General features: G+C 60.4%; 14 protein-coding genes and 1 pseudogene. 8 read left to right on the top strand and 7 right to left on the bottom strand.

Going from position 1 to position 18,207, the window contains the following annotated elements:
* Positions 1 to 35: 35 nt before the first annotated feature.
* Positions 36 to 2,066, bottom strand: a complete 2,031-nt coding sequence (gene uvrC, locus DHV10_RS04950) for an excinuclease ABC subunit UvrC (protein WP_109485719.1) — start codon at positions 2,064 to 2,066, stop codon at positions 36 to 38.
* 289 nt (positions 2,067 to 2,355) lie between these two features.
* On the opposite strand from uvrC, the gene DHV10_RS04945 reads away from it, so the two are divergent.
* Entirely contained in the window at positions 2,356 to 3,096 is a 741-nt protein-coding gene (locus DHV10_RS04945; RefSeq protein ID WP_109485153.1) for an OmpA family protein, read from the top strand.
* A gap of 462 nt (positions 3,097 to 3,558) precedes the next feature.
* Here DHV10_RS04945 and pyrE read toward each other — a convergent pair whose 3' ends face one another.
* Genes pyrE through uvrA form a run of 3 tightly spaced genes read right to left on the bottom strand, consistent with a single transcriptional unit; the run spans position 3,559 to position 8,267 of the window.
* Positions 3,559 to 4,173 (bottom strand): orotate phosphoribosyltransferase, encoded by a 615-nt coding sequence (pyrE, locus tag DHV10_RS04940; RefSeq protein ID WP_109485152.1) that lies wholly within the window; start codon positions 4,171 to 4,173, stop codon positions 3,559 to 3,561.
* 57 nt (positions 4,174 to 4,230) lie between these two features.
* Positions 4,231 to 5,283, bottom strand: a complete 1,053-nt coding sequence (locus tag DHV10_RS04935) for a CPBP family intramembrane glutamic endopeptidase (protein ID WP_109485151.1) — start codon at positions 5,281 to 5,283, stop codon at positions 4,231 to 4,233.
* Entirely contained in the window at positions 5,280 to 8,267 is a 2,988-nt protein-coding gene (uvrA, locus tag DHV10_RS04930) for an excinuclease ABC subunit UvrA (protein ID WP_109485150.1), read from the bottom strand. The genes DHV10_RS04935 and uvrA overlap by 4 nt, the downstream gene beginning before the upstream one ends.
* A 271-nt stretch (positions 8,268 to 8,538) precedes the next feature.
* On the opposite strand from uvrA, the gene DHV10_RS26890 reads away from it, so the two are divergent.
* A complete protein-coding gene (locus DHV10_RS26890; protein ID WP_162601195.1) occupies positions 8,539 to 8,694 on the top strand; it encodes a hypothetical protein in 156 nt (51 codons plus the stop codon).
* Between the two features lie 27 nt (positions 8,695 to 8,721).
* On the opposite strand, the gene DHV10_RS04925 is transcribed toward DHV10_RS26890, so the two are convergent.
* Positions 8,722 to 10,227, bottom strand: a complete 1,506-nt coding sequence (locus tag DHV10_RS04925; RefSeq protein ID WP_204101325.1) for a glycoside hydrolase family 140 protein — start codon at positions 10,225 to 10,227, stop codon at positions 8,722 to 8,724.
* 203 nt (positions 10,228 to 10,430) lie between these two features.
* Entirely contained in the window at positions 10,431 to 11,267 is an 837-nt protein-coding gene (locus tag DHV10_RS04920) for a hypothetical protein (RefSeq protein WP_109485149.1), read from the bottom strand.
* A gap of 155 nt (positions 11,268 to 11,422) precedes the next feature.
* On the opposite strand from DHV10_RS04920, the gene DHV10_RS04915 reads away from it, so the two are divergent.
* Together DHV10_RS04915 and DHV10_RS04910 are read left to right on the top strand one after the other, a co-directional pair.
* Complete coding sequence (locus DHV10_RS04915) at positions 11,423 to 12,379, top strand: hypothetical protein (protein WP_162601194.1); 957 nt, start codon at positions 11,423 to 11,425, stop codon at positions 12,377 to 12,379.
* A 44-nt stretch (positions 12,380 to 12,423) separates the two neighbouring features.
* Positions 12,424 to 13,494: pseudogene (locus DHV10_RS04910) on the top strand (threonine aldolase family protein).
* A 64-nt stretch (positions 13,495 to 13,558) separates the two neighbouring features.
* Here the strand turns inward: DHV10_RS04910 and DHV10_RS26885 are convergent.
* Positions 13,559 to 13,906 (bottom strand): tetratricopeptide repeat protein, encoded by a 348-nt coding sequence (locus tag DHV10_RS26885; RefSeq protein WP_162601193.1) that lies wholly within the window; start codon positions 13,904 to 13,906, stop codon positions 13,559 to 13,561.
* A gap of 51 nt (positions 13,907 to 13,957) precedes the next feature.
* Here DHV10_RS26885 and DHV10_RS04900 point away from each other — a divergent pair, with 51 nt between their 5' ends.
* The 4 genes from DHV10_RS04900 to fliS all read left to right on the top strand — a co-directional run bounded on the left by DHV10_RS04900 (position 13,958) and on the right by fliS (position 18,206).
* The gene (locus tag DHV10_RS04900) at positions 13,958 to 14,389 is read left to right on the top strand and encodes a secondary thiamine-phosphate synthase enzyme YjbQ (RefSeq protein WP_239461288.1); all 432 of its coding nucleotides are present in this window, start codon (positions 13,958 to 13,960) and stop codon (positions 14,387 to 14,389) included.
* A 290-nt stretch (positions 14,390 to 14,679) separates the two neighbouring features.
* Positions 14,680 to 16,143, top strand: a complete 1,464-nt coding sequence (locus DHV10_RS04895; protein ID WP_204101324.1) for a flagellin N-terminal helical domain-containing protein — start codon at positions 14,680 to 14,682, stop codon at positions 16,141 to 16,143.
* A gap of 162 nt (positions 16,144 to 16,305) precedes the next feature.
* Entirely contained in the window at positions 16,306 to 17,748 is a 1,443-nt protein-coding gene (gene fliD, locus DHV10_RS04890; protein WP_109485145.1) for a flagellar filament capping protein FliD, read from the top strand.
* Between the two features lie 8 nt (positions 17,749 to 17,756).
* Positions 17,757 to 18,206, top strand: coding sequence for a flagellar export chaperone FliS (gene fliS, locus DHV10_RS04885; protein ID WP_162601192.1), 450 nt, complete (start codon positions 17,757 to 17,759; stop codon positions 18,204 to 18,206).
* Position 18,207: the final 1 nt, after the last annotated feature.

Genomic DNA, 18,207 nt, shown 5'->3' with positions numbered 1-18,207 from the left:
GGGATGCGGAGGTGTTGTACCCGGTTGGCCGGCTTTCAGGTTCCAGCTTGCGTTTGCGCCGTGCTTGGCTCGTGGAAATGACTCCAGATGGACTCGGCTGTTTTACGGGGAACGACGGCAGCGAGCGAGTCGGCGGTGGCATGCTGGATGTCGCGCAGGCTGCCGAAGTGGGTGAGCAGGCGCTGGCGGGTGAGCTGGCCGACGCCGGGGATGTTAAGCAGTTCGGAGTCGCGGTCGCGTATGGCGCGGCGCTGGCGGTGGTAGCCAATGGCGAAGCGGTGGCTCTCGTCGCGGATCATCTGCACGAGGTGGAGGACGGGCGATCGGCGGTCGAGCACGACGGGTTCATCTTCATTGCCGTAGAGGTAGATGACTTCTTCCTTTTTGGCGATGGAGGCGAGGGGCTGGTTGGTGATGCCGAGAGCTTCGAGCGCTTCGGCTGCGGCACGGAGCTGGCCCAGGCCGCCATCGATGAGGATGAGGGAGGGAAGAGAGTTGGGTTCCCTGTTGGTTTTGCGCGCGTGGGCGTCATTCGATTCAGCGGTATCCCCGGTCCCCAAAGACGAGGGACCGGGGGCACCCGTATTGCCATTGGAGGCTTCGAGGATGCGCTTGTAACGGCGGGTTACAACTTCGCGCATTGAGGCGAAGTCGTCGACGCCGAGGACGGTCATGACCTTGAACTTGCGGTACTGCGATTTGTTCATCTTGCCGTCTTCCCAGACGACCATGGAGGCGACGGTTTCGGCACCCTGGATGTGAGAGATGTCGAAGCACTCGATGCGTCTGGGAAGCTCGGGAAGCATGAGGGAGTCGGCGAGCGATTCCTGGATGGCTTTGCGCGAGGGCTCGAGAACCCGGAAGCGCTGAATGTACGACTGCTTGGCGTTTTGTCCGGCGAGGTCGACGAGAGAGCGCTTTTCGCCGCGCTGCGGGACGGCGACTTCGACTCGACGATCGATACGTTCGCTGAGCAGATCGGCGAGAGTCTGGCGGTCGGCGAAATCGACAGGGACGAGGATGGAGCGCGGGACGTAACGCTGATCGATGTAGAGCTGCTTGAGGAGAGCGGAGAAGACGACGCCGGGGTTGAAAACTGCGTTGATCGAAAGGGATGTTTCCCAGGTCTCAGAAGCGAGACCTGGGGCACCCGGATCTTCACCAGCTGATGGCTCGGCGGCGCCGATGGCCTCCATGAGTTCGGGGAGGTCTTCCCAGAAGAACTCGCGGCGATCGACAATCTTGCCGCCGCGCATGTGGAAGAGGTTGACAGCGAGGGCGCCGTCTTCGAAGTGATAGCCGAAGACATCGGCGTCGTCGCTCTGCTCGGCGGTGGCGATGCGCTGCTTCTCCTGGAGCTGGTGCACGGTGGAGAGCTGATCGCGGAGGCGTGCGGCGGCTTCGAACTGCTGAGCTTCGGCGGCGGCCATCATGCGGCCTGTCAGCGAGCGCTCCAACTCGGCCTGTCTGCCTTCAAGGAAGAGCTGAGTGTCTTTGACTGCCTGTCCATATAGCTCGGGCGTAGTGAGGTCCTGGACACAGGGTCCGAGGCAGCGGTGGATGTAGTACTGGAGACAGGCGCGCTGGTGATAGCGGGTGAGGTCGATTTTGCAGCTGGGGAGCAGGAACCTGCGATGGATGAGCTCGACGACGCGGTAGGCGAGATTGCCGGGGAAATACGGACCGTAGTAGGCGGAGCCGTCTTTGCGAAGGCGGCGCGTGACGAAGACCTTGGGGTAGCGATCGCCGAGTGTGAGCTTGACGTAGGGGTAGGTCTTGTCGTCACGGAGGAGGATGTTGAAGCGCGGCTTGCGCTGCTTGATGAGGTTGTTTTCGAGAGCGAGGGCTTCGTGTTCGTTGGCGACGAGGATGTAGTCGACGTCGACGGCCTCGCGCATGAGGGAGCCGGTTTTGGCGTTGGCCTGTGAAGCTTCAAGGAGGTAGGACCGGACGCGCGAGCGGAGGTTCTTGGCCTTGCCAACGTAGATGACCTCGCCCTCGGCGTTTTTGTAGAGGTAAACACCGGGCTGGGTGGGAAGGGAGCGAATTTTCTCGATCAAGTCCATGAATTGCAGCGGGAAGAGACCCAACTCATAGGATAGCCGGGAGTTGAAAAAGGAGCAGGGCAGGGGTTTACATCGCAAACTTACCGCAACAGGTAAAAACTACATAGCTCCTGAGGTGTGTAAATCCGACCGATCGCAACCATAACTGCCCGAAGATGAACGATTTGCGGAGACCGGCGGATTTGGCTCGGTGCATGCTCTACTGAAAGGCGACAAGAACATCGCCGCCGGCCTGAGGTGGTTAAAAGGGTAAGGGCAAATCAAGGTGGCGAGAAAGAATGGGGAATCGATGAAAACTTCGAATGGATTGTTGATTGCAGCTGCCGTAGCACTTGTGGGCGTCACGGGTTGCGCGAGCAAGAACTACGTCAAGTCCCAGACGGCGCCGATTGTGGAGCACACCAACACGCTCGACCAGAAGACGGCCGAGAACAACCGCAACCTGCACGACGTAGACGATCGCGCGACGGCGGGCATCAAGCAGGCGCAGACCGCGGCCGAGTCGGCTGCCCAGAACGCACAGAACGCCGGCAAGGCGGCTGGCGATGCTTCGACGGCCGCGAATGATGCGGTTCACCGGGCTGACTCTCTGGATTCTGTCGTGAAGGGTCTGGACAACTACAAGTCGATGGCAAACGTGACGGTGACTTTCGGGTTCGACAAGGCGACGCTGAGCAAGGACGACCAGGCGCAGCTGGATCAGTTCGCGCAGCAACTCGCAAGCGCGAAGAGCTACATTCTCGAAGTGACCGGCGGAACGGACTCGACCGGATCGGCTGCTTATAACTACGACCTCAGCAACCGGCGCGCAGACGCAGTGGTACAGTACCTGGCATCGAAGTACGGCGTTGCGGCACACCGCTTCTACCTGATCGGCATCGGCAAGGATAAGGAAGTTGCTCCGAACACCACAGCCGAAGGCCGCAAGCAGAACCGCCGCGTGGAAGTGCAGCTGCTCAGCAACATGGGTGGCGGGCAGGCAACTCCGGCCGCAACTGCTCCTGCAGCACCTGGCCCTGGCAGCAACTAAAGATCGAGCCTCAAAGGTCAATCGAAAGTTGGAACAACTAAAGTTCGATTGGGATGTTTCTAGATTAGGAAGATTAAAGGCGCAAGCCGAGGAAACGCGTAAAGGCTGCCGAAAGCCGAATTAGAGATCGTAAGGGTGAGAGCCGATATTTCTAGATTAGATTTACTTAGACCGAATACTTAGAGCAAGAGACAACAGGACAACTGCCAGGCCATTCCGGTTAACGCCGAATGGCCTGATTCTTTTTTGGAAGCTTAGTTGGTTACGCGATTTCTGCTATGCGGGTGGATCGGGCGGAGCCGAGTTAGCGGGAATGTATGGAGCAGGAGCTTTCTTCTTCCTTTTTAAGAACAAATGCAGCAAGTTAGCGCCGCTTCGCGGCGTTCGCGAGTTAGCAAGTTAGCGGATGTGCGGGCCGTGCTTTTGCTGTGCAGGGGCGCTCTTAGAGATTCGCCGATCGAATTACGCGCGGGCGGATTCGAGTTGGCGGATGTGTTCCGCGCGGACCTGGGTTGCGGTGAAGAGCCGGAGGAATGGGGCACCCGCTGCGGCGCCATCGACAGCGGGACGGCCGTGTGCTTCTTCGCGCTCGACGATGCAGACGACGGCGGCGACGATCATGCCAGCTTCGCGGGCGGCTTCGAGAGCGGCGATGGTGGATGCGCCGGTAGTGCAAACGTCGTCGACGATGATGACGCGGGAACCTTCGCGGCAGAAGCCTTCGATGCGACGACCAGTGCCGTGGGCTTTCTCCGCTTTGCGCACGAGGAAGCCGTGGAGGAGAGGGCTGCCTGGACGCTGCTGCGCTCGCCATGCACTGGCTGTGGCGACATTGGAGACGATGGGATCGGCGCCCATGGTGAGCCCGCCGACTGCTTCGGCCTGAATGCCGTGCTGCTCCAGGAGTTCGAGGATGGCGTGGCCGGTGAGGCGACCGCCTTCGGCGTGGAGGGTGGTGGTGCGGCAATCGATGTAGTAGTCGCTGGTGCCGCCGGAGGAGAGCTTGAACTGGCCGAGCTTGAAGCTGGTGCGGGAGAGGAGAGAGAGGAGCTGCTGGGCGTAGCTTTGGGTTGTCATCAGAGGTGATTTTAAAAGAACAGGGAACAGTGAGTAGTGAGTTAGGAACTCGGAGATCTACATTTTGTCGAGGTGTTTGAAGCCACCGGTGCCGAGGAGCATGAAGGAGAAGAGCATGAAGTTGTAGCTGGCGTGAACGAGGGTGCTGGCGGCGAGGGATCGTGTGGAGAGGCGGACCCAGCAGAGTACGAGACTGACGAAAACGAGCAGGAGAAACGGTCCGAGGGACCACGCGGTCTGGAATCCGTGCATGAGTGCGAAGGGAAGGCTGGTGATGAGCGATCCGAAGATCATGGCATTGAGAGACCAGTTGGGGTCGCCGTTCTGGTCGAGGGGCCGTCGAGGCGTTCCGGTGAGGTGCTCTAGGCTCCAGTCCCACGCGGTGCAGAGGGCGGGGAGGAGGAATCCGCGGAATGCCATTTCTTCAAAGAATGGTGCGAGGGTGACACCGAAGGCGAAGAGCACCCAGGCGGCGCCCGGGGCTTTGAAGAGCTGGTCGATGGGCGCATCGGTGGGGCCGGGCAGCAGCATGCCATTGATCATCGCGACGAAGAAGCAGATCACGGCGGCGCTGACCAGGCGGGCGAAGCGCTGGATGGCGAAGGCGCCGTTCCAGTGGATGCCGTCGAAGAAGGATTTTCGCCACAGGAGCGGGAAGGCGATGAGACAACCGGCGAAGGTGATGAGGTAGAGTGCGGCTTGCGTGATCAGCGCATAGTGGAAATCTGTTTGCGCCTGAGCCGGGGTACTGATGCCCCAGAGCTTGGCGTGGAGCGCGGCGGCGACAAGCACGTTGATCGCGACAAATGCGGAGAAGACGAGGAGGATGAGGATGCCGATGTGACCCATGTGAGGAATGCGCTCTTCGCGCAAGGCGATGAGTTCGGGCCGGGTGTAGGAGGCGAAGAGAGGCTGGTCGTCGGGCGCAGCAAGCGAAGCGGTGGAAGTTGAGCCGGGCTGCGGGCTCGGTTCTTCAGGCTCGCCGGTCCACTCGGCGGGTGGGATGGGAACGTTTTCCGGTCCAAGCGGGTCAGATGCGGGCGAGTCGGTTGGTTCGCCTGAGGGCTGTTGTTCGGGATTATGCGGCACCTGTTCGGGGAAGGTGCTCATGCGGGGACCGGCTTCTTGCCGTTGGATTTTGATTTCCGTGCGGAGCTGCCCGGCTTTGCCGCTGCTTTCGATCGGGTTCGAGGAGCAGGAGCAACCCCAGCATGAGGATCGATTGAACCTGCTGGGGCAGGTAGCTCTTCGAGCTTGCCGTCGTGAGATGCGTAGTAGCGGGCGAGGAACTGGCCCGTATAGGACTCAGGAGTGGCGGCAATCTTTGCGGGGCGTCCTTCGCCGATGATGCGGCCGCCGTCTTCTCCGCCTTCAGGGCCGAGGTCGATAATCCAATCGGCGTTGCGAATGATGTCGAGATTGTGCTCGATGATGATGACGGTGTTGCCGAGGTCGGCGAGGCGGTGAAGGACTTCGAGTAGTTTGCGGACATCGTCGAAGTGGAGGCCGGTGGTGGGCTCGTCGAGAAGGTAGAGGGTCCGGCCGGTCTGGCGCTTGGAGAGTTCGCGGGCGAGCTTCATGCGTTGGGCTTCGCCGCCGGAGAGCGTTGTCGCGCTCTGGCCGAGATGAACGTAGCCGAGGCCTACGTCCACGAGGGTCTGAAGTTTCTGGCGAACAGTGGGGACGTCCTTCAGCACGGTCAAAGCGTCTTCGATGGTGAGGTCGAGGATGTCGGCAATGGAGTAGCCGTGGAACTTCACGGCAAGGGTTTCCTGGTTGTAGCGCCGCCCGTTGCACACTTCGCACTGTACGTAGACGTCGGGCATGAAGTTCATTTCGATGCGGCGCTGTCCGTCTCCCTGGCACGCTTCGCAGCGGCCTCCGGCTACGTTGAAGCTGAAGCGGCCGGGCTTGTAGCCGCGCTCGCGCGCTTCAGGAAGCATGGCGAAGAGGTCACGGATGGGCGAGAAGACCTGTGTGTAGGTGGCGGGATTGGAGCGCGGTGTGCGGCCGATCGGATCCTGGTCGATGCGGATGACCTTGTCGATCTGCTCGGTGCCTTCGAGTGTTTCGTGAACGCCGGGTTCTTCGCGGGAGCCGTAGAGGGTCTTGGCGAGAGAGCGGTAGAGGATGTCGTTGATGAGCGTGCTTTTGCCGCTGCCGCTCACGCCGGTCACGACGGTCATAATGCCAAGCGGGAGTTTGAGGGTGACGTCCTGCAGATTGTGTTCGCGCGCGCCGGTGACGGTGAGCCATTTATTGGTGAGAGGGCGGGGCTCGGTGCGGTGAACAATGCCTTCGGCGCCGGAGAGGTACTTGCCGGTGAGCGATTGCGGACAGGCCATAATGTCGGCGGGCGTGCCCTGGGCGACGACGTGGCCGCCGAGACGTCCGGCGCCGGGGCCGAGGTCGACGACATAGTCGGCGTGGCGAATGGTGTCTTCGTCGTGTTCGACAACGAGGACCGTGTTGCCGAGATCGCGCAGGCGCACGAGAGCTTCGATGAGACGGTTGTTGTCGCGCTGGTGGAGTCCGATGGATGGCTCGTCGAGAACGTAGAGGACTCCCCGCAGGCGGGAGCCGATCTGGGTGGCAAGGCGGATGCGCTGGCCTTCGCCGCCGGAGAGGGTGGCAGCATTGCGGTCGAGGGAGAGGTAGTTGAGGCCGACAGCGCAGAGAAACTCGAGGCGCTCGATGATCTCGCGGCGGATGCGATCGGCGATGAGGGCTTCGCGCGCGGTGAAGTTGAGTTCGTAAGCGGCTGAGAGTGCGCGATTGAGCGGGAGCGAGGTGAAGTCCGCGATGGACATGCCGTTGATTTTCACGGCGAGGGACTCGGGGCGCAGTCGCTTGCCACGGCAGACGGGGCAGGGTGTCGCGGACATGAAGTTCATCATGTACTCGCGGTAGCCGTCGCTGCGTGCTTCGTCGATGGAGTCGCGCAGGTAGCTGAGGATGCCGTGGAAGCCAGTGCGCGGCGCTTCACCTTTGGGCGGTCCGTAGACGAGAATGTGCTGCTGCTTGGGCGGGAGGTCTTCGAAGGGTTTCTTGAGATCGATGTTGTACCTTTGGGCTGCGAGGTTGATGAGTCGCAGCAGGTATTGCGATGCGGAGCCGGGTCCGAGGCCGCCGTCGAGGAGAGGCTTGGACCAGTCGGTGATCACCTTTGCGGGGTCGAGATCGTAAAGGGAGCCGAGGCCGTGGCACTCGGGGCAGGCGCCAAAGGTGGAGTTGAAGCTGAAACTGCGGGGCTCGAGCTTTGGGACGTCGAGACCGCAGTCGGGGCAGGCCATGGAGGAGGAGAAGATCTGCTCTTCGCCGTTGGCCAAGGCGATGAGGACCAGGCCGTTGGCGAGTTGAAGCGCTTTCGAGACTGCGGATTCCAAACGCTTCTCGACAGAGGGCTTAGCTGGGACGGTCTGGGTTCCAATCGTCTTCGGGGCTGGTTCGTCGGAGGAGGGTTTGAGGAGGATGCGGTCGATGATGGCTTCGATGGTGTGATTCTTGCGCTTGTCGAGCGAAGGTGGTTCGGCGAGGTCGACCATCTCGCCGTCGACGCGAGCGCGAAAGCCTTGCTGGTCAAGCTGATCGAGCAAATCTTTGAACTCGCCCTTGCGGCCACGGACAACGGGCGCCATGACGGTGACGCGCTCACCTGAGCCAAGCTGCATAATGCGCTGGACGATTTGTTCAGCGGTCTGGCGGGCGATGGGGCGGCCGCAGTTTGGGCAGTGCGGGGTTCCGACAGAAGCGTAGAGGAGACGGAGGTAGTCGTAGATCTCGGTGATGGTGCCGACGGTGGAACGAGGACTGCGGCTGGTCGTCTTCTGCTCGATGGAGATGGCGGGCGAGAGGCCTTCGATGGAGTCTACGTCGGGACGCTCGATCTGATCGAGGAACTGGCGTGCGTAGGCGGAGAGAGTTTCAACGTAGCGGCGCTGGCCCTCGGCATAGATGGTGTCGAAGGCGAGAGAGCTTTTGCCGGAGCCGGAGAGGCCGGTGACAACCGTGAGGGTATTGCGCGGAATCCTAACGTTGATGTCGCGCAGATTATGCTGGCGCGCCCCACGCACCGAGATGTGAGTGATGGACATGATTAGTTGAAGCGAAGCCGATAGGTTGATGCGGGGTATTCGACTAAAGTCGCAACGCCGTGATGGACCTTCGTTTAGGGGGCGAGCCCGCAGGATTACGGACGTACCTGGGGGTATTCTATTTGCCAACAGAAACGAGGGTCAACGCGGCCGAAATTCTGCGACAATCCTTCAAGACAAAGCCACGACACAGCATCCAAATAGCCGAGGCAGAAGCAGAAATCGAATGAGGAACTTTCCCCAGCAACTTCAACGGGGGTCTTAAAGAAGAATGGCTGACTTAGTAATGTTAATTTGCGCGGCGATCGGATCGATGGCTTTTGGCGTTCTGACGGCGTACGGCATCTTCAGAATCGGATTTGCGATGATGCGTCCCCGTCGCGCGGTAGTTCCGGTCAAGGTGACGGCGCAGCTCGTTTCGGAGTAGGCGCACAGCTTCGTTCCCCAACCCTCATTATTCAACCCATACATCAAGGCCTGGCGGAGGATAGTTTGCCTCTGCTGCGTCGATTGCGAGCACCCAGTCTGGTCCGTAGGGCGGCGTGCGGAACTCGGCCTGAGCTGTTGCATCGACGGTTCCGATGAGCGTGCCGACGCCGGTTCTCGGGTCGTACCACCAGGCGCGCAGCTTGCCGGATTTGAGGCAAGTGAGGTCGAGACGGGCAGTCATGTCGTTCATCGGAAAGTAGACGAAGGCGTAGGTTCCCTCCGCGTCGCGTGTGGCCTGCATGTGCTGGCCTCCGGTGCCGGGATCGGAGGCGATGAGTTTCTGGTCTGGGATGCGGCTGAAGTATGGGCGCGATTCGATGAGGCGGCGCAGATAATGCACCTGGCGACCCGCGGGACGTTGAAGTGCGTCGATCCAGTCGCGGTCGGCATGGTTGATGACGTCATAACGATGGCCGACAAAGCCCCAGATCGCGTGATGGCCGTAGGTCACTCCGCATGCGCCGGCAAAGACGGAGCGGTAGACCTGCTTGCGAACATCGTGGTCGCGAAAGTAGCCGGTCGCGGGATCCCAGCGAGGCCAGGGGTTGTAGGGATGGTCTTCGTAGTTGGGTTCCATGTCGAGGGTGGGCCTGGGGGGCGCGAGGTTGTAGTCAGCAGTTACCCAGTCCCACACAGGAACATCGTGTCCGCCTCCATGGCCGCTTTGCATCGCGTTGATGGAAAGCCATGGCTCGTCGTGGAGGGTGGTGGATGAGCGAGCGCCGCCGTTGGGGTGGTAGGCGATGACTGGTTTTCGTCCGAGGCCGTCGGCGAGGCCAGCGGCGATCTCGCGCCAGATAGGAGTCCAGTCCTGATCGGGGCTGAAGCCGGTGGACTTCGCGAGCCTTGCTCGTTCTTCCTGACTCATTGCGGACATGCGCGGCGGGCGGTCACCCCCGAGAATCCAGATGACGTTCGTGCGGTCCTTGAGGCGGGAGGCGAGATATTGCGCGAAGGCGCGCGCGTCGGCGAGGTTGTCGTTGCGGAAGATTCTGGGCCCCTCGCCCCAGGGTGCAGTGAGCTTGTCTCCCCAGGTGGGGAGGAGTCCGACATAGAGTTGGCGGCCGGCTGCTTCATCGACGAGCTCGACGACACGGTCGAAGTAGGCGGGATTCGGCTTGCGCGGGTCGTTGTTGATGAGCGGCTTGAGGCCGAGCGCGCTGGGCTCGTTGATGCCGTTGAACTCGGCGAGCACGACGGTCTGGATTACGGTGAAGCCCTGCTCGCTGCGGGTTTTGAGATAGTAGCTTGCCTCCTCACGCGTAGTGCGGTGGATGAGCTCCCAGGCGGTGTCGCCCAGCCAGAAGAACGGGCGGCCGTCGTCGGTCTGGAGGTAGTGGCCGCTGGAGTGGACCTCGACGCGTGGAAGTGGGCGTTGAGTGCTTTTTGCCGGTGCAGCAGAACGAGCGGCGTTGAGCGGCTCGGCGGCCATGGCTGCAAGGCCTGTGCCGAGAAATGCACGACGATCCATGAGCAGTTGTCTCCCGTTTTTGTTGTCGAAAGGGAGATTAAACGATCAGGGGCGGTTGGGGGCGGAGCGAGGATGAACAAGAGGTAAAGGGATGCTCTTGTTTCCCACCCTAAACGCAAAAGCGGCGTTTAGGATGGGGCACCCGTGCTTAGGACGGGATGCCTGCGCGGGGGCACCCGACGTGCGGTCCGGATGGAAGCCGCCTACTGCGGGTTGTCCTGTTGCTGCGGAGCGGTGGGATTGCCTTGCTGCTGCTGCATCTGCTGTTGCATTTGCTGCTGCTGCAGTAACTGGCGCTGCTGCATCTCCTGCATGATCTCCTGCGGAGTGCGGATGGGTCCGTTCGGACCTGTGCCTGGCTGACCCTGATTCATCTGCTGAGGTGTTGGCGGGATGGCCGGAACTGTTTCCTCCGGCTGCTCGGGTTGTTCAGGCTGCTGATCGCCGGTTTCAACGTCGTCCTGATCCTGCGGCTGCATCTGCTGTTGTTGTTGCGGATTTGTACCTGCAGACGAATTCGCGCTGCCGCCGCGGCGGGGAGTGAGCACGATCTGGCTGGGCGCGCCTTGTCCCAGATCGCCGGCTAGAAGGACGTTGTAGCCGGAGCCCTGCAGAAGCTGGAGAAGCACGTCGCTCGCCTGGCCGGGGCCATAGCTGCCAAAGACGCGTTGGTCGGGCACATTGCCTACGACCTTCGTTCCGGTATCGGTGGAGACTTCGCTGAGGATTTGCTGCAGGCTGGAGTTGGAAGCGTTGATGCGAAGTCCGCTTGCATCCCAGACCACCGAGGGCGGATTCGGCTTATCGTTCACGGGCCAGTTCGGCATGGGTGGTGGCGCCGGGGCTTGGACGACCTCTTGCGCCATGGGCATTCTCTTTGCGACGTGGCGCGCGTGGGATCTGGATGGGGTCTGCTGCGCCTGTGCAGCGAGGCGGGCCGGGATAAAAACTACCGCCACAAGAGAAGCGGCAGCAAGCATCAGATCTGCGGAGAGCGCGAGAGAAATGGGTTTCGTTTGCGTCCAAGTGTTCTGATGCATGGCAATCGCCTCGATGTCCCTGAGTGCGTGCGGGGGTGACCGGTCGAGACACCCTACTGCATTAGACTATCAGTGGCCGTGGAACGCTCATGAAGTTTTCAAACAGAATTGAGGAATCGCACGTGAAGCGACTCTGCTGGAGTGGTTTAGTCGGGTTGGTGCTCTTGGCGCCGGCATCGGGATTCGCAGTAAGCTGCACGACTCAGGCTGAACTGACTGCCCAGGATCGGGGTACTCTGGCTTCCATCGGCGAGCAGCTTTCCGATGCTGTGATTCGGCAGGATACGAGCGCCCTGCAATCTGTGCTGCTGCCTTCGCTGGCCAACCAGTGGGATGGGATTCGAGGAGCTATTGAGCAGGCTGCTCCGATTGTGAAGGCCGGCAAGACGCAGTTGCGGAACATCTATCTGCTGGATGCAAGTTCGCTGGCTACTCCGACCGACACCCAGTTTTTCTGTTCGAATGCAGCCGGGTCGATGACTGTGACGGTGACCATGCGCGGATTGCCGCCGGGCAAGTATGCGGTGGTGCTGGCGGATGCGACAGGCGCGGCACTGGCCGGACAGATGGGGTTTGTGCTGGCGTGGGATCAGACGGGAACGCCGGGATGGAAGCTGGGCGGCTTCTCAGCACGCGAGGGCATGTTCAACGGGCATGACGGCGTGTGGTATTGGACACGAGCCCGCGAACTGGCAAGGAGCAACATGCCATGGGCTGCGTGGTATTGCTACGATGCGGCGCACTACCTTGAGCTGCCTGTGGACTTCATCTCTTCGCCGAACCTGGACAAGCTGACGCAGGAACAGGCGAAGATCACCGGCGCACCAACTGAGGAGTCGTTTCCCGCTTCGGTGACGACGGGCGATCGTACATGGAAGATCGATGCGGTGCGGCTGGATCCGACGCTGCACGAGCCGGATCTTGGTGTGACCTATGAGTCCGCGGGGAACACAGATCCGGCGGTGGCACGCACGGAGGCGATTGCCGTGCTGGGTGCGTTGCTGAAGGCGCATCCGGGAATTCGCGAGAATTTCCACGGGATGTGGGCGTACGCGTCGAGCGGCGGCAAGGTGACGCCGATCATGGAACTGCCGATGGCGCAAATACCGTAGGAGCAGGGACTAGGGACTAGGGATTAGGGAACAGAAGCTCGTTGATGAGTTCGGGGTTTTTGATGGAAACTGCGGGCATTATTGATTTGCGGTCGGACACGGTGACACGGCCCACGCCGGAGATGCGGGCGGCGATGGCTGCGGCTGAGGTGGGCGATGATGTGTACGGCGAGGATCCGACGGTCAATTTGCTTGAAAAGCGCGCGGCTGAGATATTCGGGCGCGAGGCCGGACTGTTTGTGCCCACCGGCACGATGGGCAATCAAATCGCGATTCGCCTGTTGACCAAGCCGGGACAGGAGATCATCTGCGAGTCGCGTTCGCACATTCTGGACTGGGAGATGGCGACTGCCGCTGTGTTCTCCGGTTGCCTGGTGCGCGCAGTCCCGACGCAGAGAGGAACACTGACGTGGGCGGATATTGAGCCGGTCATCTACAAGAAGGGCTCGTTCCGGGCGGCGACGGGGTTGATCGAGATTGAGAACACCGCGAATCTTACGGGCGGTCGCTGTACGACTCTGCCGGTGTTGGAAGAGATTTGGGGTCACGCGAAGGAGCGAGGACTGCCGCTGCACCTTGATGGTGCGCGCATTTTCAATGCGGCGGTTGCGCTGAGAGTGGATGTAAAGACGCTGACGCGCGGGTTCGATACGGTGATGTTCTGCCTGTCAAAGGGACTGTGCGCACCCGTGGGATCGATGCTGGTGGGATCGGCGGAGATGATGGACTAGGCGCGGATCTACCGCAAGGCGCTGGGCGGCGGGATGCGGCAGGCTGGCGTGCTGGCGGCGGCGGGGCTGATTGCACTGGAAAAGATGCCGGCGCGGCTGCACCAAGATCATGCGAATGCGCGGCTGCTGGCGGAGGCGCTTTCGCATATCGAGTGCGTTGAGATCGACCCCGAATCAGTCGAGACGAATATTGTGATCTTTACGCTGAAGGGCGAGGTGAGCGCTGCCGAGCTCGTCGGCAGGCTGAAGGCGCGCGGAATTCTTGCGAGTACGCTGGGTCCGAACATGATCCGGCTTGTGACTCATCACGACGTGAACCGCGAGCAGTGCGTGACAGCAGCTGAGGCTCTGACGGAAGAGCTCGCGGTGACGGCGTCGGCATAGTCTCGATGGTTTGATTCACCCAACTTGATTCGGAGCGAAGGATAGCGGCACGCTTTTGGGGGTGTCAGCCAGAGGATCGCAATTGTGCTTTCCATTCGAGAATGCGCGCGCGGGCGGCTGCGGCTTCTGCTTCGGGGATGTGGCCGGCCTGCTGCAGCGAGATAGAAAGCGCGGTGTGCGCGAGAGGGTCGTCCGGGGTAAGGGCGGTGAGGGCAAGCGCTGCGCCGATTGAGGGCTCGAGGCGTCCGGCGTCGCGGAGAGCGCGAATGAGGCCGTGGTGAGCTTCGAAGTAGTTGGGATGGGCGGCGATGGCGGCGCGGAAAGTTTCAACGGCAGCGGGTGCATCGCCCGCGGCGAGTTGGTCCGTGGCTCGCTGGCAGAGTTCTTCGGCGGCTGTGTTCGCTTCACTCACAACGTTCTTTAGGATAAAGGCTGACGGGGAAGCTGCTGAAGGAGTGCTGAGATGCCGACGGGAGAGATGAAGAGCCACACGGAGTACCTGACCTTTGAGACACGCAAGCGGAAGGAGATGGTGCACATCACCGAGCAGGTGGAGCAGATCGTGAAGAAAAGCGGCGTGAAGGATGGGCTCTGCTTTGTATCGCCAATGCACATCACGGCTGCGATCTATGTGAACGATCATGAGAGCGGGTTGATCGAGGACATCGGGAAGTGGCTGGAGGAACTGGCGCCGGAGCGGCCCGACTACAAGCATCATCAGACGGGCGAGGACAACGGGGATGCGCATCTGAAGGCATTGCTGCTGCATCATGAGACGACGCTGCCCGTGACGAACGGGCGACTGGATCTGGGGACGTGGCAGAGGATCTTCTATGCGGAGTTCGATGGGCAGCGAAGAAAGCGTGTGATTGTGAAGGTGCTGGGCATTAGCTAGCGAGGATCGCAATTCCTGTTTCGGCAAGGGGCTGTCGTGGTTGTTCCACGATGGCCTTTCGCTTTGTGTGTTTGCGTTGGGTGAGGCGAGGAGCCGGGTGCATTGGAATGGTGATTGCTGGGGATTTTTGAAAACTTCGTAAAGTCCCCGCAGGGTGCGCCGATGAAAGCAGTGGGCAATGTGGTTCCTTCCACAAGGTGACCCGGGGCAGGCGATCGGCGCGTGCTTTCGGTCAGGCACCCGCAGCAGGAACTCACTGGATCAATTCAACCGGAACAAGGAGAAATTGCATGTCACTGGGTGTCCTGAACAATATTTCGGCAATTTACGCGCAGAACAATCTGGCAAATACGCAGGCTTCGCTGTCGAAGACGCTGCAACAGCTTTCTTCGGGATCGCGGATCAATTCGGGTGCGGATGACGCGGCGGGACTGTCGCTGGCGAATGGGCTGCAGGCATCGGCTACGGCGTTGTCGCAGTCGGCGAAGAATGCGTCTGAAGGTGTGGACTTTTTGCAGGTTGCGGATGGGGCGTTGTCGCAGGTGACGAGCTTGTTGAATCGCGCTGTGACGCTGGCCACTGAGGCGTCGAACGGAACGCTGAATTCGAGCCAGGTGGGTGCGGCCAATTCGGAATATCAGAAGATTCTCACTGAGATCGATACCATCAACAACAACACGGAGTACAACGGAATCAATACGTTTGCGAAGAATGCCGCGTATACGGTTGGCAGTGGCACCGACGTTGTAGATATCGGCGCCACCGGCGGCGCTGTCGGAGTGGCCAGTGAGGCCGACGTCACCTACAACGGAATGACGCTCAAGCTCCTCAACTCCGGAACCACCGGCTCAAGCTCGACAGTAGGTACAATCGCCGCGAACGGAACTGGCAGATACATCATGCAGTCCAGCGACACATTGAGCACGATTGCAGGGCAGATCAATTCTCAGTTTGGTGCAAGTGTCGCGTCTGTGCAGGGTAACCAACTGGTGCTTGCAGGTGGAGCGAAGCTTACAAGCACCTCGTCAAACCTGGTTGACAAACTGCAGATCCCGACGGCAGCTGCTGGCGGAACCTCCACTTTGACAGTCGGGAACGCCAACGACACACTTACTGTCAATACAAGTGCCCTCAACTTCACTCCAACCGGCGGAACTGCAACGGCCATCACAAATTTTGGCGCAGCAGCAACTGGCAATCTGCATCAACTTGCAGCGCAAATCAATACGCAATTTGCGGCTGTTGGTGTCAACGCGACGGTCTCCGGCAACACGATGAAGATCACCGGTGGAACAATCTCCACGGCCAACAACGTTAGCGAGTCCGAGGCGGTCAATGCCAAGGCCAACCAGAGCGTTGCGATCTTTACGTCGGACGGCACGATCTCGCAGTCGTACAACAACTCCGCGTCTGATATGGTTCAGGCTAGTTCAAGCGCTCTTTCCCTGGCGGGAACGGACTTGACCAGCACAGCTGGTGCGCAGGCCGCCTTGAGCGCAATTAACTCTGCTATCACGACGGTCGCAGCGTCGAGAGGCACGATTGGCGCGAATATCAATACGCTGACTGCTGTAGGCAACGTAATGACGACACAGTCTACGAATACGCTGGCCGCTGAGAATGACGTCACAGCTACCGACTACGGGCAGGCGACTTCGGATATGTCGAAGTACCAGATCCTGAGCCAGACGGGTATTGCGGCGTTGTCGCAGGCGAATCAGGCACAGCAACTGATCACCAAGCTGCTCCAGTAGTTGAGGGGCGTTCACTTTAACCCGGGAAGCACGGCGGGGAAGGCAGGGACATCGGCCTTCTCCGTTGTGTTTTGCGGTGGTGCGTAGCTTCTTTGCTGGCTCTAATGTTTGCGCGGAGCCGATGGAATCCAAACTGATAGCGAACAAAGGCGGAGCTTTGTAATGGGTGCAGTTGGACTGAACTTTGGATCGCCGACGAGCGGGCAGGGATTTGATGTGACCAGCACGGTGAACCAAATTGTCACGAATTTGCAGTCCGTGGAGAAGCCGTGGAAGGATCAGCTCACAGCGTTGCAGAGCAAGGACGCGGCGCTGTCGAGTCTGGGAACGCAACTGTCTACACTCACCTCCGATCTTCAGGCGCTGACGGACTTCAACGGCACGATGGCGTACAAGACCGGTTCAAGTTCGAATACTGATGTTCTGCATCTGTCGTCAGCAAGTGCCAGTGCTGTGGCCGGGACGCACACGGTCGTGGTCGAGAACCTGGCGCAGGTTTCGACGGCAGCAACGGATGCGGTGAAGGCGACGGATACGATCGCGGGTAGCATCACGTTCAGGATTGGCACGGGAGAATGGAAGACCGTGAATGTGGGAGACGCGTCCAGCGACGCCACAGTCGCAGGTTTGTCGGCGGCCATCAACAGCGCCAACCTTGGGGTGACGGCCAGCGTGCTGACGAATGCGGATGGTACGGCGCGGCTGTCGCTGGTGAGCAAGACGGATGGTAGCGCCGGGCAGATCACGATTGCCGACGCGACGAACAATCCGACAAGCCCGACAAATCTTTCAGACAAGACGAACGCCGATGATCATGCGAATCTCGGGCTCGCAGTGATCCAGAATGGAATCGACGCGACGATGAAGGTCGATGGCGTGACAGTGACGAGTGCGTCGAACACCGTGAGCAATGCGATTCCGGGGGTGACGTTTCAGTTGCTATCGACGGGCACGAGTGATCCAGCGGTCACGCCGCCGAGCATTCAGGTGGTGATCGATAACGACACGTCGAGCATTGAGACGGCGATTGCGAAGTTGGTAACGGACTACAATGCGGCGATCAAGGCGATCAACACGCAGGAAGGCAAGGACTCTGCGGGCAAGCCCGAGCCGCTGTATGGAACGGGCGTGGCTGCGCAGATCCAGGAGGGCCTGCTGACGGCAGTAAGCAGATCTTTCGGGTCTAATGCGATCAATTCGCTGATCGCGCTGGGAATCAAGGCGACACCTGCGGCGGATGGCACGATCACTCTGGACGGGGACAAGCTGACGACCGCGCTGAACAGCAGCTTCGATCAGGTGGTTTCGCTGTTTCAAGATTCGGGCAGCTTCGGTTCTGAGTTCATGAAGACGCTGGATGGCCTGGGGACGAACAGCGCCGCCGGCGGGGCGATCGCGTTGGCCCTGAAGGAGGACAGCAGCCAGGAGACGACGCTGAACGGCAATGTTGATCGTCAGGACGCTATGATCGCGACGCAGAAGGACCGGCTTACGACGGAGCTAAATCTTGCCAATCAGATATTGCAGGCGATTCCGCAGCAGATCAACCAGGTGAACGAGATATACAGCGCGATCACCGGGTATAACCGCAACCAGAACGGATGAGGAGACCGATGAATTCGTATCAGGCACGCGCGCTTGAGGGCGCAAGCCCCGTTGAAGTGACCATCGCGCTCTACGACGGGATCGTTCGCTTTATGAATGAGGCGATGGATGCAGTGGAGCAGAACGATGCCGACCGTCGAAGGGCGGCGGTAAAGCGTGCGATGGACATTGTGATGCATCTGCAGGTCACGCTGGATCGCAAGCGGGGAGGGAAGCCGGCGGAGGCGCTTACCGAGTTCTATACGGCGATGTTCGCGCTGATGCTGCAGGGATCGCAGGCCAACTCGCGGCAGAAGTTCGAGCAGGTGATCGCGAACGTGAGGAATGTGCGCGAAGCGTGGAAGCAGGCGCTGGCGGAGACGATGGGGTACGGCGCGAGCATGCCTGCCGGGTCGAAGTTTGACGGGGTGATGCCGCAGTTCGCGATGGCGCAGCGGGAAGGATCCTGGACGGCCTAGA

The sequence above is a fragment of the Occallatibacter savannae genome (genome assembly GCF_003131205.1).
GTDB classification, from domain to species: Bacteria; Acidobacteriota; Terriglobia; order Terriglobales; family Acidobacteriaceae; genus Telmatobacter; species Telmatobacter savannae.
This window is presented reverse-complemented; position numbering and strand designations above follow the sequence as displayed.

Bases quoted from the DNA above. Each gene is read 5' to 3' on its own strand.
- uvrC (WP_109485719.1), bottom strand. From the start codon at position 2,066: ATGGACTTGATCGAGAAAATTCGCTCCCTTCCCACCCAGCCCGGTGTT.
- DHV10_RS04945 (WP_109485153.1), top strand. From the start codon at position 2,356: ATGAAAACTTCGAATGGATTGTTGATTGCAGCTGCCGTAGCACTTGTG.
- pyrE (WP_109485152.1), bottom strand. From the start codon at position 4,173: ATGACAACCCAAAGCTACGCCCAGCAGCTCCTCTCTCTCCTCTCCCGC.
- DHV10_RS04935 (WP_109485151.1), bottom strand. From the start codon at position 5,283: ATGAGCACCTTCCCCGAACAGGTGCCGCATAATCCCGAACAACAGCCC.
- uvrA (WP_109485150.1), bottom strand. From the start codon at position 8,267: ATGTCCATCACTCACATCTCGGTGCGTGGGGCGCGCCAGCATAATCTG.
- DHV10_RS26890 (WP_162601195.1), top strand. From the start codon at position 8,539: ATGGCTGACTTAGTAATGTTAATTTGCGCGGCGATCGGATCGATGGCT.
- DHV10_RS04925 (WP_204101325.1), bottom strand. From the start codon at position 10,227: ATGGATCGTCGTGCATTTCTCGGCACAGGCCTTGCAGCCATGGCCGCC.
- DHV10_RS04920 (WP_109485149.1), bottom strand. From the start codon at position 11,267: ATGCATCAGAACACTTGGACGCAAACGAAACCCATTTCTCTCGCGCTC.
- DHV10_RS04900 (WP_239461288.1), top strand. From the start codon at position 13,958: ATGCCGACGGGAGAGATGAAGAGCCACACGGAGTACCTGACCTTTGAG.
- DHV10_RS04895 (WP_204101324.1), top strand. From the start codon at position 14,680: ATGTCACTGGGTGTCCTGAACAATATTTCGGCAATTTACGCGCAGAAC.
- fliD (WP_109485145.1), top strand. From the start codon at position 16,306: ATGGGTGCAGTTGGACTGAACTTTGGATCGCCGACGAGCGGGCAGGGA.
- fliS (WP_162601192.1), top strand. From the start codon at position 17,757: ATGAATTCGTATCAGGCACGCGCGCTTGAGGGCGCAAGCCCCGTTGAA.